The sequence below is a fragment of the Pantoea sp. XAF26B01_ASV70 genome, from assembly GCF_054512635.1.
In genome coordinates this window covers 877,024-890,626 of record NZ_CM137251.1, presented here as the reverse complement: position 1 = coordinate 890,626, position 13,603 = coordinate 877,024, and the positions used below count along the sequence as shown (strand labels likewise).

22 protein-coding genes are annotated in these 13,603 nt (G+C 51.0%); 5 read left to right on the top strand and 17 right to left on the bottom strand.

Going from position 1 to position 13,603, the window contains the following annotated elements; all coding sequences use genetic code 11:
- Positions 1 to 30: 30 nt before the first annotated feature.
- On the top strand, positions 31 to 1,017 hold the full coding sequence (locus ACX8ZY_RS04315; protein WP_459261089.1) for a phage portal protein: 987 nt from the start codon (positions 31 to 33) through the stop codon (positions 1,015 to 1,017).
- Between the two features lie 34 nt (positions 1,018 to 1,051).
- Here the strand turns inward: ACX8ZY_RS04315 and ACX8ZY_RS04310 are convergent, their stop codons facing one another.
- The 15 genes from ACX8ZY_RS04310 to ACX8ZY_RS04240 all read right to left on the bottom strand — a co-directional run bounded on the left by ACX8ZY_RS04310 (position 1,052) and on the right by ACX8ZY_RS04240 (position 9,243).
- Entirely contained in the window at positions 1,052 to 1,861 is an 810-nt protein-coding gene (locus ACX8ZY_RS04310) for a hypothetical protein (RefSeq protein WP_187508670.1), read from the bottom strand.
- On the bottom strand, positions 1,861 to 2,100 hold the full coding sequence (locus ACX8ZY_RS04305; protein WP_187508669.1) for a hypothetical protein: 240 nt from the start codon (positions 2,098 to 2,100) through the stop codon (positions 1,861 to 1,863). Before ACX8ZY_RS04305 ends, ACX8ZY_RS04310 begins: the two co-directional genes overlap by 1 nt.
- 691 nt (positions 2,101 to 2,791) lie before the next feature.
- Entirely contained in the window at positions 2,792 to 3,058 is a 267-nt protein-coding gene (locus ACX8ZY_RS04300; RefSeq protein ID WP_010248748.1) for a hypothetical protein, read from the bottom strand.
- A gap of 73 nt (positions 3,059 to 3,131) precedes the next feature.
- On the bottom strand, positions 3,132 to 3,371 hold the full coding sequence (locus ACX8ZY_RS04295) for a DinI-like family protein (protein WP_010248749.1): 240 nt from the start codon (positions 3,369 to 3,371) through the stop codon (positions 3,132 to 3,134).
- A gap of 9 nt (positions 3,372 to 3,380) precedes the next feature.
- Entirely contained in the window at positions 3,381 to 3,569 is a 189-nt protein-coding gene (locus ACX8ZY_RS04290; protein ID WP_010248751.1) for a hypothetical protein, read from the bottom strand.
- Between the two features lie 197 nt (positions 3,570 to 3,766).
- Positions 3,767 to 6,136 (bottom strand): replication endonuclease, encoded by a 2,370-nt coding sequence (locus ACX8ZY_RS04285; RefSeq protein WP_187508668.1) that lies wholly within the window; start codon positions 6,134 to 6,136, stop codon positions 3,767 to 3,769.
- A complete protein-coding gene (locus ACX8ZY_RS04280; protein WP_187508667.1) occupies positions 6,136 to 6,936 on the bottom strand; it encodes a DNA adenine methylase in 801 nt (266 codons plus the stop codon). Before ACX8ZY_RS04280 ends, ACX8ZY_RS04285 begins: the two co-directional genes overlap by 1 nt.
- Positions 6,933 to 7,229: a DUF3850 domain-containing protein gene (locus ACX8ZY_RS04275; RefSeq protein ID WP_187508666.1), complete on the bottom strand. Its 297-nt coding sequence runs from the start codon at positions 7,227 to 7,229 to the stop codon at positions 6,933 to 6,935. The genes ACX8ZY_RS04280 and ACX8ZY_RS04275 overlap by 4 nt, the downstream gene beginning before the upstream one ends.
- On the bottom strand, positions 7,226 to 7,453 hold the full coding sequence (locus ACX8ZY_RS04270; RefSeq protein ID WP_187508665.1) for a TraR/DksA family transcriptional regulator: 228 nt from the start codon (positions 7,451 to 7,453) through the stop codon (positions 7,226 to 7,228). Before ACX8ZY_RS04270 ends, ACX8ZY_RS04275 begins: the two co-directional genes overlap by 4 nt.
- The gene (locus tag ACX8ZY_RS04265; RefSeq protein WP_061063428.1) at positions 7,453 to 7,680 is read right to left on the bottom strand and encodes a DUF2732 family protein; all 228 of its coding nucleotides are present in this window, start codon (positions 7,678 to 7,680) and stop codon (positions 7,453 to 7,455) included. Before ACX8ZY_RS04265 ends, ACX8ZY_RS04270 begins: the two co-directional genes overlap by 1 nt.
- A 69-nt stretch (positions 7,681 to 7,749) precedes the next feature.
- Positions 7,750 to 8,088 (bottom strand): DUF5347 family protein, encoded by a 339-nt coding sequence (locus tag ACX8ZY_RS04260; protein WP_010248762.1) that lies wholly within the window; start codon positions 8,086 to 8,088, stop codon positions 7,750 to 7,752.
- Entirely contained in the window at positions 8,052 to 8,246 is a 195-nt protein-coding gene (locus ACX8ZY_RS04255) for a phage filamentation protein Fil family protein (RefSeq protein ID WP_010248765.1), read from the bottom strand. Before ACX8ZY_RS04255 ends, ACX8ZY_RS04260 begins: the two co-directional genes overlap by 37 nt.
- Positions 8,231 to 8,428: a hypothetical protein gene (locus ACX8ZY_RS04250; RefSeq protein ID WP_071778617.1), complete on the bottom strand. Its 198-nt coding sequence runs from the start codon at positions 8,426 to 8,428 to the stop codon at positions 8,231 to 8,233. Before ACX8ZY_RS04250 ends, ACX8ZY_RS04255 begins: the two co-directional genes overlap by 16 nt.
- 4 nt (positions 8,429 to 8,432) lie before the next feature.
- Positions 8,433 to 8,942, bottom strand: a complete 510-nt coding sequence (locus ACX8ZY_RS04245) for a phage regulatory CII family protein (protein ID WP_010248768.1) — start codon at positions 8,940 to 8,942, stop codon at positions 8,433 to 8,435.
- A 70-nt stretch (positions 8,943 to 9,012) separates the two neighbouring features.
- On the bottom strand, positions 9,013 to 9,243 hold the full coding sequence (locus ACX8ZY_RS04240) for a hypothetical protein (protein WP_029519635.1): 231 nt from the start codon (positions 9,241 to 9,243) through the stop codon (positions 9,013 to 9,015).
- Between the two features lie 140 nt (positions 9,244 to 9,383).
- Here ACX8ZY_RS04240 and ACX8ZY_RS04235 point away from each other — a divergent pair, with 140 nt between their 5' ends.
- The 3 genes from ACX8ZY_RS04235 (at position 9,384) to fldB (ending at position 11,585) form a co-directional block, all read left to right on the top strand.
- Positions 9,384 to 9,947 (top strand): phage repressor protein CI, encoded by a 564-nt coding sequence (locus ACX8ZY_RS04235; protein ID WP_010248774.1) that lies wholly within the window; start codon positions 9,384 to 9,386, stop codon positions 9,945 to 9,947.
- 2 nt (positions 9,948 to 9,949) lie between these two features.
- The gene (locus ACX8ZY_RS04230) at positions 9,950 to 10,996 is read left to right on the top strand and encodes a phage integrase (protein ID WP_010248776.1); all 1,047 of its coding nucleotides are present in this window, start codon (positions 9,950 to 9,952) and stop codon (positions 10,994 to 10,996) included.
- 70 nt (positions 10,997 to 11,066) lie between these two features.
- Positions 11,067 to 11,585 (top strand): flavodoxin FldB, encoded by a 519-nt coding sequence (gene fldB / locus ACX8ZY_RS04225; RefSeq protein WP_010248777.1) that lies wholly within the window; start codon positions 11,067 to 11,069, stop codon positions 11,583 to 11,585.
- 128 nt (positions 11,586 to 11,713) lie between these two features.
- Here fldB and ACX8ZY_RS04220 read toward each other — a convergent pair whose 3' ends face one another.
- Positions 11,714 to 12,124, bottom strand: coding sequence for a protein YgfX (locus ACX8ZY_RS04220; protein WP_010671050.1), 411 nt, complete (start codon positions 12,122 to 12,124; stop codon positions 11,714 to 11,716).
- Positions 12,099 to 12,365, bottom strand: a complete 267-nt coding sequence (sdhE, locus tag ACX8ZY_RS04215) for an FAD assembly factor SdhE (RefSeq protein WP_010248781.1) — start codon at positions 12,363 to 12,365, stop codon at positions 12,099 to 12,101. Before sdhE ends, ACX8ZY_RS04220 begins: the two co-directional genes overlap by 26 nt.
- Before the next feature lie 226 nt (positions 12,366 to 12,591).
- Here sdhE and ygfZ point away from each other — a divergent pair, with 226 nt between their 5' ends.
- Positions 12,592 to 13,578 (top strand): tRNA-modifying protein YgfZ, encoded by a 987-nt coding sequence (gene ygfZ, locus ACX8ZY_RS04210; protein ID WP_010671051.1) that lies wholly within the window; start codon positions 12,592 to 12,594, stop codon positions 13,576 to 13,578.
- Positions 13,579 to 13,603: the final 25 nt, after the last annotated feature.

Sequence of the window (13,603 nt, the reverse complement as noted above, 5' to 3'; positions counted from 1 at the left end):
CGCACGCGCACGCAGCCCGTGCAGGAGCAGATGACCGGCGGCCCGGCGGCGGAAGCGTTCACCTTTGGCGACCCGATCCCGGTGCTGGACCGCCGCGAACTGCTGGACTACGTGGAATGCGTTGTGCTTGACAGGTGGTATGAGCCGCCGGTGAGTTTTGACGGGCTGGCGCGCACGTTCCGCGCCGCCGTGCATCACAGCTCACCCCTGAACGTGAAGCGCAACATTCTGACCAGCACGTTTATACCGCACCGGCTGCTGAGCGGGCAGGCGTTCAGCCGCTTCATTCAGGACTATCTGGTATTCGGTAACGCCTACCTTGAGAAGCGGACTAACCGCCTGGGCGGCGTGATTGCACTGGAGCCATCGCTGGCGAAATTCACCCGGCGCGGCACCGATTTAGACACCTACTGGTTTGCACAGTACGGCCTGACCACGCAGCCTTACCAGTTCACGCCGGGCAGCGTGTTTCACCTGATGGAACCGGACCTTAATCAGGAGATTTACGGCCTGCCGGAATACCTGTCCGCTATCCCGTCAACGCTGCTGAATGAGTCGGCCACGCTGTTCCGCCGCAAGTATTATCTCAACGGCAGCCACGCCGGTTTCATCATGTACATGACCGACGCCGCACAGAATCAGGAGGACGTGGACAACATCCGCAAAGCGATGAAGAGCGCGAAGGGCCCTGGCAACTTCCGCAACCTGTTTATGTATTCACCTAACGGGAAGAAAGACGGCATTCAGATCATCCCGTTGTCAGAGGTGGCGGCGAAAGATGAATTCCTGAACATCAAGAACGTGAGCCGCGATGACATGATGGCCGCGCATCGCGTTCCGCCGCAGATGATGGGGATTATCCCGAACAACACAGGCGGGTTCGGTGACGTTGAAAAGGCCAGCCGCGTGTTTGTGCGCAACGAACTTATGCCACTGCAGAAACGATTTGAAGAACTGAACAACTGGCTCGGTGAGGATGTTATTCGGTTTGCACCTTATGTACTGGATATCGAATAACAGACACAAAAAAGCCCGGCTAAGCCGGGCTTATTCAATGCCGATTATGTCGCTTTCTTTTTCTATTAGAGACAGGCTTTTGCTCTCGATTGTTATCCACTTTCTGATGTGTATCCATATCAAACCAGGAAGCCTGTGCAACTTCGCTTAAAGGAAAAATCACACTTGTATCAACATCACCCAGCTCACTGTAATCATTAGAAAAAAGAACCCGAAGATTATCTTTTTCTCTGTAACCTGACATGATTGGGTTGATTGATACTTCAAGATTAGGACCTTGCTTCTCGTTTGGTTCGCTAATCATATTCACTGTGCCAACGTAAACCTTTCGGCTTTTAAGGCTTACCAGCACAGGCTTTGCGCTTGTAGCAGAGTCGAAAAACAGCTTACCCAAAGAACCCTCTGAAAGTAATTCTTTAAGTGCCCACAACCGGATTACCTGCTTAAAAAAATCAGCCTGCCCATCGTCATTCTTAAAACCGCTCAGCACGTTCGCTGCCAGATGGATTACGAACCTTATGATCTGAGTCCACGCTACAGCAATCATCACCATGCTAAAAGACAAAAGAATTAACCATGATGTAAGTCGGTTCTGCTTAGAGTCATTACTTAGATCAATCCAGTTCGTCAGCCAGGTAGCTAAAGTAAAACCGGGTATGGCCCACTTCATCAGATAAGCGGCACATATCGAGGCGAGCAGGCACCATATGCCATATGTGGCCACCTTCATGTAAAGAAGCTGGCCATCATATCTGTGTAAGCGGAAGTAGATTTTAATTATGTAACGCGAGGAAATTATTATCTGCCCGCTGGCGAGCAGTGGGATTATGAGAAGTGCAAACATTAGTCCTCGTCATTGTCCTTGCTACCAGCAGCAACAGCCTGCGCATCCTTCTCGACAAATCGTTTAGCTGCTTTCCGATAATGAGACAGCTTTTCACCATTGTCATTACGCACAATCACTGAACCGCGGCCAACAACGCTAATGTCTTTGACTCCCGACTCTTTCAAACGCTCTGCCATGGCTTTACCGCCTGCCACGTAAGGGTTCCAGCCGAACATTTTCATCACTAAATCTTGCATACAAACCTCCTTAACCTTCCCACGTGAACCGCTTAACTTCGTAAGCAATTTACAGGTACTGCCCCTATGGGGCGGCGAAGTTTAGCACAGTTGCGCTAGGGCTTTAAGCGCTTTCTCTGCACAATTTAGACAGAACTTATCCTTCATAGTTCCGCCGTGGATGAACCACACTTTAGTCGCATCACATACTGCTATCTTTTAAAAACTAACTTAACTTAAGTTGTCATTAGCCATTTAATCAAGTGCAAATGATGCACAACACGATAAAATTTATTGCTTAAAGTTTTGGAAGATGCGGTGGTAATCACCGGCAATTCGTTACGCTCTCACTACAACACAGAAGTTTAATGTTAAATGTCATTTGCTTAATGACGGCCCTCAAAGCTGATTGACCTCATAGCGCAATTGAGAGCCTCTACGTCACCATACGGGGCGAACTCTTTTTTCGACCTCAAACCAGATCTGCCTCAAACAACGCGCCAGCGGCCCGGAAATTGCGCCGCATTCTGACCACCTGGCCCCCACAGCGCGCGCTCGTAGCCCCGCCACGCCTGCCCGCTTTATGCAGTGGTTTTCATGCACCTGCATGACATAAGCAAAAGCCCGCCAGTACTGGCGGGCCGGAGGGCTAACGATCCTTTGGGGATCATGCGGATTCATGCAGCATAGACATGCACTCATGCGCATGGAGTCAGAACAGAGAAAGGTTATTATCCAGGGATATGTATTTCACATCAGCCGGGGCAGAATTTTTCACCGCCTGCAGGTATAAAAGTCCCTGTGAAAGAGAAACAGGGGCCGGGATTTCAAGCCAGAAAACACCATCATAAGTCCGGCCCAACCAGAAGCCGCCGCCGTTCTCTTTTGGCCGCTGAAAGAAAACCAATCCGCCAGGCGCATAATCAGTCAGGCTTTCGCCCCGGTAAACTACCTGAAAATTTGAATCGCTTCCGGCCATCGCCTAACGCCTCGCAATGCTCGTTGTTCAACCTTGCCATCGCCAAAAGTGAATTTTGACGCCAGCAACGTTATCAGTGTTGATACTGCCAGCTGTCGTCTTCCCATACTGCCTGCAGAATATCCATAACATTCTTTTTATCATCGTCCTGTCTGACTCCGCTCAGGACCACTCCGTTAGCACTACCCTTACGAATGCGAATACTTGTATCGGGATAAACCGGCAGGAAATTTCTGTAAAGCTCAGCTTCAAGGGCGCTGAGAATGTCTTCACTGATTTTCGGCTCTTTGTTAATCATAATTTCAATATGCATAAGTCCCTCTCAATGGCGTTCGACTTCAGATTTAAATGATTTGGCCTTTCTAACCTCAGCCATCAATTCACCTGATAACTCTACTAACCAGTGAATTGCCATTTCCTTTTCTTCGAAATCGCACGTATCAAAAGCAACTTTTTTAAGAATAAAATCAATGCGCTGGAGTTTAATTTCCTCCAGAAGATGATCGCTCATTTGTCCTCCCTCGACGTAACAACTGTATATGCGTACAGTATAGTATGGTCTTAAAAATGTGAAACGTTTTTTACGTTCAATAAGGGCTTATCCTAAAAAAATATCGATTGGGTGATGTTTTCAACTCGTTATTTTAATTGGATAAAGCGAAATCATGAGGGACTAGAGCGGCTTCGCTTATAGCTGTTGGACATGAATCAGCTCCATTTCCGCCATTTATCATCTTCCTGTAACCGCCCGTTCCGGTAGAAAATGCGCATACCCGCACCAGAATTAAGACTGCCCCCGGACAGAAGCAGGTTTGTTTCTTTATCTTCCCCGGTAAAACCCCTCACCCGCAGTTCTCTAACCAGAAGTGCCCGCTGACAGTCGTCAATTTCCTGCTTATAACTCTTTTTCTGGCGCGGCTTTACCACCCGAAGACGCGCCAGCAGTTCCCGGCGTTGCTTTCTGGTCATATTGTCGAAATTTGCCGGACCATAAAGAGGCGCTTCACCCGGTTCTATAGGTTCAACAGATACCGGATTGCCCCCTGAAGTGTTCAGTTTTTCATCAGGGGGACAGTTATTGCCACGAGTCCAAGGGGCGCTTGCGCCCTGGTCGGCTGTCGCCTCCTGAACGTCAACGGCCTTACGAACCATTTTCCACTTCGTTGCGTGCGTGCAAATGCGGCCAGCCACTAACGGGGACCAGATGCCATAAATACGGGTGCCGTGATCGCCGTAAGGGGTTGGCTCTTCGTTAAGCTCGTAGGCAGTTCTGACGATGTGATGTTTACGTGGAACCAGAACGCCGCCCTGTTTCATGATGTAGGTGGCAAAGCAGCCCACATCTGCAGCGGCCAGCACGGCGTCCAGCTGCGCGTTTTCAAGCACCGGCGCACCGGCCTTTTTATCGCTCTGATTTCTCAGCGCCTGACCGGCAAGCAGGCGCAGTTCCCGGTAAGCCTGGCGGCCCGGAATGCCAAAGAAGCGGAACTGCTGAACACGGTGAAGTGACGCCCACGCGCCTACGTTCTCCGCACTGTCACGCAGTGATTTGCCGGTTTCGGCGCTGATTTCATCTGACAGGCCACGCCCGTCGATATTCTTGCTAACGTATTTAGCGATATAACTGGTCGGTGAACCTTTGCGCGGGTTGATCAGCTCAGACTTAAAGCGCGGCCCGGTATTGCTGCCAAGCTCTTCACGGTCTTCACGAATGGCGAATTTCCGCAGCAACGCGGTGACTGAACGGCGCTCCTTTTTGCGCATGAAGCACAGCAGGTGCCAGTGTACGGTGCCGTCATGATGTGGCTCAGCAACCCGCACGCCATACCAGCGCATACCGGCTTTGTGCATGGCCTTGCGGAAGGCGGCAAACGTATCAACCAGATAATCACTGCTCTGGCGAACGGTGGCCGTGGTCCACTTCGGATTCGGTCTGCCGTTGTTAAGCGTTGCGTGAAAACGTGACGGGCAGGTAATGGTGTAAAACACGGCGCAGTCGCCGCGCATTTCCGCGATAAGCTCCAGCCCCTTAACGCAGGCCATCATTTCATTACGGCGGTGTGCCGGGTTGCTGCTACTGGCATTCACCACGTCTTCCATATCCAGCGTATCGCCTTCATCGCTGATCAGCTCATGTGAGCGGAAGAACTCCAGAGACTTCCTGCGCTGCTCACGCTTATGGATCACCGCTTCAAAGCTGACATAGGGGGATGCTTTTTTGTTGACCAGGCAGACAGCGCGCAGCTGCTCTTCACGCCATTCACAACGCAGCTGCCATAACTTGCGATACCACCAGTCAGCGCAAAGCATACGTGCCAGCGAGGCCGGGATCAGATCATAGGGCACGGGCTTGCGGCGGCGCTTTTTGCGGCGTAGCTGCTCAAAGGCCGGGGGGATTACGTCCAGACGCATCGCTTCCGCTGCAACAAGTTCCCATGCCTGGCGGACCTGCTCCGGCGTCACGTCGTCACTGACAAACAGATGGCCGCTGGCCTTATCAAGACACATGCTCATGTGCGCTGCGACCAGCGTAGATAAACGCTTGACCTGATTCTGGTTCATTTCAGGCAACGCCAGCAGGCCGTCAAGCCCGTCATGACCGGCCATAAAACGGAATGAGGCTGAAATCTGGCTTTCGCGCACGCGGGCCAGCCTCTCAAGGCAGGGGCGGATAGTTTCGCGCAGGTAGCGGGAATAAGCCTGCGGCCTGCCGAGATTGTGGAAAAACTTAACGCGCTCCATGAGTGGCTTGCTGATGTGCGAAGGCTGGGCGCTGACATCGGCCACGATAACCAGATCGGGATTAAACTGCTGCTGTTCGCGGGCCATCTTTGCCCGGCTGACGATTCTGTCCTGCACAATTTCGCGCTGGACAGGATCGCGTGACTCATTGAAAAAGTAGCGGTCCCAGACCTGATCGCTCACTGCCTCACGGCGCAGCTGCTCCTGCTCGTTATCCGCAGCATAGAGAGCGATCAGGTTTGAAAGCGCGGACACCGGCGCAACCTCCGCCGGGTCCAGCTGTGGGTTTATTACCTTTTTTGGGGCGTTCCACGGGTAAGCGAATACCTGAGCCATTACACCGCCAGACTCATGTGACGCGCCGCGATGATTTCCGGTGCGCGCTTGCCTTCACCGGCAGCCACGCCAACAGAGCGGGCAGCAGTGACTTTTGTCAGGTCAAATTCGCGGTAGATGCTGCGGGTAAAAAGTGTGTCGCTGTTTGAAACGATCACCGGATTGCGCTCAGAGATACCCAGCAGAATGCAAGCCAGCGAGTGCTGATCGTCGTCGCTGAACCCTTCGGTGTGATAACCGTTAAACGTGCCGTGATAAGGCGGATCGCAGTACACGACATCACCGGCACGGACCATGTTCAGGGTTTCGCTGTAGCCCAGGCATTCAAACGTAGCGCGCTGGGCCTTCAGGGCAAAAGCCTCAATTTCTGCCAGAGGGAAATATGGCTGTTTGTAATGGCCGTAAGGATTATTAAATTCGCCGCGCTTGTTATAACGGCAAAGGCCACGGTAGCCGTGGCGGTTCAGGTAGAGGAATTGCGCAGCACGTTCCAGCAGTGGCAGTGCCGCGTTGAAGTTAAAATCTTTGCGGACCTGATAATAACTCTCTTCCGTTTTGTTCTGATTAAAGAGCGATAACGCCACGACAATAAACGGGCGCGTATGTTCTTTAACCTGGCGATAGAGGTTAATCAGATCGGGATTCACGTCGGCCACCAGATAAGCCGGGTAATCCGTATTCATCATGACCGCACAGGAACCGGCAAACGGCTCAACCAGACGATCACCGGCGGGCAGGTGCTTAATCAGCTCAGGCATTAAGCGGGACTTATTGCCCGCCCACTTCAGAATGGTGCTCATAGCTCACCACCTGCAGCCGATTTTAAAGTCTGATCCGCAGGTACAGAGTCAATCCGTTCGATAGAAAGCATGGCCCAGCTGCCTGCACCCGGTATCAGCTTTTCAATAGGCAGTATATGAGTGATTACCACCATCAGTTCAGAGCCGGTATATTCCCCATCCCATTCCCGCAAACGAAGAAAATCACCGCATATAAAGTCGCGGTCATTCTCTCTAAACTCTGCTTTTTTATCTCCACATGACACGGCATTGAAAAAGAACGGGCCGATTTTTAAATCATGAATCTTCTTCATACTGCACCACCTTTGTAATGCGCGCTTTTCAGCTCACTGACTTCTTTACAGGTCACGCAGAGGGAAACGCCCGGCAGTGCGCGGCGACGCTTCTCCGGGATTTCTTCGCCGCACGACAGGCAGAAAAACTCACTCGCCCCTGCCGGGCGGTGAGTCGCGTTAGCCAGATTGCGCGCCAGTTCTTCCTGTACGCGCTGCTGTACCAGATCCATTGAGTCGGCCATCAGTGCAGCTCCTGCGCCTGGTTCTCAAAGCGTTCTGCTTCTTTGTCCAGCAGCTCGATGATTTCCGCCGCTGACATTTCCTGTTTGCGGGCATGAATTGCCAGTGCGGCCAGGCGGATAGAAACGGACAGCGCATCATCAGAACGCTGCTCAGTTTTGGCCTTGCTCAGCAGGGCATTAAGCGCGTCGTCATCAGCTTTAAAATTACGGGTCTGGATATTTCGCATTTCTCTTTCTCCTGAATTCGGGCAAAAAAATGCCCGGCGGGTTTACGCCATTTAATTTCTTTGGGTTAATTAATTAGGTAACGTCAGATTCTTTGGAAATAAACTCACGACTGCTTTTAAGTGATTCATTGCGCTAATCAGCGCCGTTTTTTCGTCACTCGTCAGTTCACTGAAATCAACGCCGTGACGTTCTTTGCTGATATTAGCCAGGAAGAAAATTGCGCTCAGTGCGCGGCCATTCTGTTCAGCCTGGTGATCGCGCTTATTACGCATGTCTGCGATAAAGCGGTTTAGTTCGTGGCTGCAATCGCCGTACATCATGGTACGAAGCGCAGAGATATGATTAAGCGCACTGGCACGCTGCCCCGCGTTCATCTGAACAGTGATACTTTCAGCTTTGTAACCCATGATTCTTTCCTCTTACCCGTTAATCCTGCCAGCAGTTCGGCTTGTGAGATTGCCGGGTGCCAGCGCTTACTTGCTTTCGTTTCTATCCAGCCATGCCCTGATGCTGCTAACTGTGGGGGTGGCGACTGATTTTTCAAAAGCCTTACAAATACCGGCATAATTCACTTTTCCCCTTACTTATTTCTCTTACATTTTCACCACGAAAACGCTCACCATTTATCAGGGTAAAAAAGCCACTGCCGTCGCCTGAAATAGACGGGTAATAAAGCGCGACATTTTCAGCATCCACTGACATTTCCTTTCCGCGATAGCGAAAGAAATAGGTTAATTCCTGACTCATATCCCTAGCTCATGCCTATTGATGATCCGATTGCGCCTGCAATATCCACAGTTGACGCGATGGTAGGATTTGAATGAATACGCGCCTGTACAGCGAGAGCCGCCAGCATCATGCAACGAATGCCGGTATTAGCTGCTTCAACAATCCCGCGACGGCATGAGGTCGTAATGCTGGCTTGGTTTGCCGCACTGGCAGCAAGCGTTCCGACCTGCGCGGAGGCGTTGAGCACGTAAGCGGAAAACTTTTCTGCGGCATGTTCATTCACTGGAACGCAAGGCAGACAGTGCAACTGCGCCAGCATCCCATCCATCAGAGTCGCGTCCTCGGTTAGATCAGTCAGCAGCAGCACTTCTGTAACAGTCAGTTGATGCACCTGATCAGGATTCAGCTTGTTGCGAAGCGTCTGCACTTTCATGCCAGCTTGCTGAGCCAGCTCCCGCATGTTGTGAGTCAGCGCAAATTTGCGGCAGGCGTCTTCATAGTGGTTATGGGTGGAAGTCTTAAAATCAAACATCGCTTTATATATCCCTATTCCGATATTGTTTTCAGGCGGCTCATGAAGTCCTCAATCGCGCACCAAACTCTTAGCTTGAGAACTTAACTTGATGCTCAGAGAGTGCGTCGATTGCTAAAGCAGCTACGTTAATCAAAACAAGTTCACGCTTGCCATCCTTACGAAGGCGGTGACGGTAAGAAGAAAGACGGCCATCGCCAAGCATGAGATCGATGGTTTTCAAATCTAAGCCTGTAGCTTCGCTGTAACGCTCTTTGGTCATGTGTGGAACCAGAAGCGTGATTGAAATGTTGTTTTGCATCATGCAATACTCTCAATATTTGCCTATTGATATCTAATTAAGCCCAATCAGACCTAATGAGAACCCGAATTCGCACTTCGAGGCTAATTTAGATCCGATATGGGGTACTTGTCAAATTCAATTGAACCCTAATGAGAACTATGGACTTTAATACAGGTGGTCAGAAAGTGGTGCAAAGGCTTCTTGAGGCTTACGGCTTTAAGACACGCCAAGCCTTATGTGACAAGCTCGGAGTGTCTAAAAGCACGATGGCTTCCAGATACATGAGGGATATATTTCCTGCTGATTGGGTGATTCAAGCATCAATCGAAACGGGGATTAATGTTGAGTGGCTGGCCTTTGGTACGGGGGAAAAGTACGCAAATGAGAACCATGTAACTTCTAAGGTTCCCAGTGCAGTGCTTGAGGACGGAGAACTAAATCCAGGTGAACCACTGTTTTACGACAAGCAGCTTTATCCAGAGGATCTAAATTCACCTTGCGTGCTCTTTGTTGGCAAAGGCAGATACCTTATGGACCAAGGCATTAAAGACATTTGTGATGGTTTGTGGCTGATGGATATAGATGGCAAAAAGTCGATTAGAGAAGTGATGCGCCTTCCTCAGCACAAAGTGAGAATCACCAATGAATCAGGTAGTTTTGACTGCCCTGTAGCTGACGTGAAATTCATTGGTTTAGTCACTCTGGTAATGCACAAAGGCTAACTATGAGCGTGCGCAAACTTCCTACAGGGAAATGGATCTGTGAATGCTACCCTCAAGGGCGCGATAGCAAACGAGTAAGGAAAACTTTTCCCACCAAAGGTGAGGCTGTTGCATTTGAGCAGTACATAACAAATGAGTCGGCAAGTCGCCCGTGGATCATTGAAAAGAGTGATAAACGGACCATGCTAGACCTTGCTGAACTTTGGTACACCTTACACGGCCAAAGCCTGAGCGCTGGCTTAATGGTATATCGCAAGCTCAAGCACGTTATAAAGGCAATGGGAAACCCAAAAGCAACCGATTTCACCGCTAATGATTTTGCTCATTACAGAAAAAAACGCCTCACTGGTGAGATTTTTTTAGACAAACGCTTTCCATATCCTGCAACCAATAGCACTCTGAATATGGACCATTCACATCTGAACAGCATGTTCAGCGAGTTAGGAAGGCTGGGTGAGTGGAACTACCCTAACCCACTAGAAAAGTTACGCAAATTAGTTACTACTGAGCGGGAAATGTCCTGGCTTGAGCAAGAGCAAATTTTAGAACTCATTGATATTACCGCCGCCCAGCTCACTTTGAACCGAGTGATAAGAGTCTGCTTGTGTACCGGAGCAAGATGGAGCGAAGCACAGAATTTAAAAAGATCTCAGCTAAGCCCCTACAAAATCACCTTCACTAACACCAAAAGCAAAAAAAACAGAACTGTACCTATCGATCGGCAGTTTTACGACGAACTCGCAAAAATTAAAACGGAGTCTTTATTTGAAGATTGCCATTACGGCTTTCTGCGAGCGATTAAACAATCCTCAATCGAACTGCCTAAAGGTCAGATGACACATGTTTTGAGGCATACTTTTGCCGCCCACTTCATGATGAATGGCGGTAACATTTTAGTGCTTCAAAAAATCTTAGGGCATCATGACATCAGTATGACAATGAGATACGCACACTTTGCACCTGAACACCTTGAAACAGCTATCAGATTCAACCCTTTGAACATGGCAAAAAATGGCGACGATTTGGCGGCAGAAATTAACAGTCCCTAGTATTCATTAGATGTCATTAGGTTATTAACTAGTTGTTATCTAAGTAAATGTATGAATTTTATAGGTAAATATGAAAATCGGTCTATTTTACGGTTCCAGTACCTGTTACACCGAAATCGTAGCGGAGAAAATTCGCGATTTTATTGGCGAAGAGTTAGTGACGCTGCATAACGTGAAAGATGACGACCCACGCCTGATGGAGCAGTACGATTTGCTGATCATGGGCATCCCGACCTGGGATTTCGGTGAGTTGCAGGAGGACTGGGAGGCGATCTGGCCGCAGTTGCCCGCGCTGAATCTGCAAAACAAGATTGTCGCACTGTATGGCATGGGCGATCAGATTGGCTATGGCGAGTGGTTTTTAGATGCGCTCGGCATGCTGCACGATTTGCTGCAGCCGATGGGGGTACGTTTTGTTGGCTACTGGCCGCTTGAAGGCTATGAGTTCACCAGCCCGAAACCGCTGAGTGCCGATGGCTCACAGTTTGTGGGTCTGGCGCTTGATGATGTGAATCAGTTTGAGGTCACCGATGAGCGCGTTGAGCAGTGGTGCGAGCAGGTGTTAACCGAAACCGCCGGACTGCTCTGACGGCCCTTCTGCCGGTGTCGAACCGTAGCCTGAACAGGTGAGCGGCTTTAATCGCTCTTGCCTGTCATTATTGAACCGCAGTGCAGGCAGATGAACGGCTTCAGACGCTCTTGCCTGCACTGCTGCCATTAATGCCGCGCCGGGCTGAAGCAGCAGGCGCGTAACGCCCGCCATTCGCCAGGCTGCATATTGTCCTGCATCAGCCACCAGCGCAGCGTGGCACCCTGTTCGCTCTTCGCCACCAGCAGCACGCCAACGGGTAACCAGCGTAGTGGCTGAGTTGGCCGCCAGCGTTTTCCCTGCCAGATCCAGCAATGGACGCTTTCCCGCTGTAACGTACCGTGCCGTTGAATCAATCGCCAAACGCTGCGCCAGCCCTCAGCCAGCAACAGCAGAATAATCGGCGCTTTAACCAGCCAGCCGCCTGCAGGCAGCGTCATCAGCACCACGCCAGTCACGGCTGCTATCAGCCAGGCGCAGACTAACCCGCACGCCAGACGAGAGGGCCGCAGCTTACATTGCCACCGGGCCGCGAGCATGGTTACGCTGCTGGATCAGGTTCACCATCCGCTTAAGCTCCGGATCCTTTGGCTCACCGTGATTCATCAGCCAGTTAAACAGATCGGGATCGTCACTCTTTAGCAAATCCACAAAGACCTGCTTATCGGTGTCGCTCAGCGTCTCATACTCAAATTTGAAGAACGGCATAATAGCCACATCCAGTTCCAGCATGCCGCGACGGCAGGCCCACTGAATGCGTGATTTATCATTAATATCCATGCATCAATTTCCACAATTCACAACGTGGCGCCTAGTGTAACCTGGTTTAATGCGGCTCGCAGGCGCAGCGTCGCATGCTGTGCAACCTGCCACATTTCAGGCTGGATCTTTTCAGGGTTATCACGCCTTTTGTGCGCCGTTTTCCGTAAACAGGTTGCATTGCCAGTCGGCTCTTTTAACATTGAAGATATTATTCCGGATGAACCTTCTTATACAGGATATCTCCATGCCCACATTTACTTTACCGCCGCGCCAGCCTGCCGCGTCGTCTCGTCTGCCGTTAACCCTGATGTCACTGGATAGCTGGGCGCTGGTTTCCATTACTGGTGCCGACAGCACCTCTTACCTGCAGGGTCAGTTAACGCTGGATGTCGCCGCGCTGGATGCCGACCACCATTCGCTCGCCGCACACTGCGATGCTAAAGGCAAAATGTGGAGCAATATGCGCCTGTTCCATCGCGGTGAAGGCTATGCTTATCTGATCCGTCGTGAGCTGCGCGACACCCAGCTGCCCGAGTTAAAGAAATACGCCGTGTTTTCTAAAGTAACGATGGTGGCTGATGATGAGTCAGTATTGCTGGGCGTGGCCGGTTTCCAGGCGCGCGCCGCGCTGGAAAATCTGTTTGATAGCCTGCCCGACAGCGAAAAACCGGTGGTGCAGCAGGGAGAAACCACGCTGCTGTGGTTTGCCCATCCGGCCGAACGTTTTCTGATTGTCACTTCGCTGGCCCAGGCAGAAGCGCTGAAGCAGAAGCTCAATGACGATGCACAGTTCAATGACAGTCAGCAGTGGCTGGCGCTGGATATTGAAGCGGGCATTCCGGTGATCGATCCCGCCACCAGCGTGCAGTTTATTCCGCAGGCCACCAACCTGCAGGCGCTGGATGCTATCAGCTTTAAAAAAGGGTGCTATGCCGGTCAGGAGATGGTGGCCCGGGCGAAATATCGCGGCGCCAATAAACGCGCGCTCTACTGGCTGGCGGGTCAGGCAAGTCATCTGCCAGAAGCCAATGCCCCGCTGGAGTTGCAGATGGGTGAACGCTGGCGTCGAACCGGCAGCGTGCTGGCTGCGGTGCAGTTAGATGACGGGATTAGCTGGATTCAGGTCGTGATGAATAACGATCTGGAGCCGGACAGCGTGCTGCGGGTGGAAGGTGATGAAGGCGGACATCTGACCATTCAGCCACTGCCCTACTCGCTGGATGAAAGCTGATTGAGCGTATGGCCCTTCCGCTAAG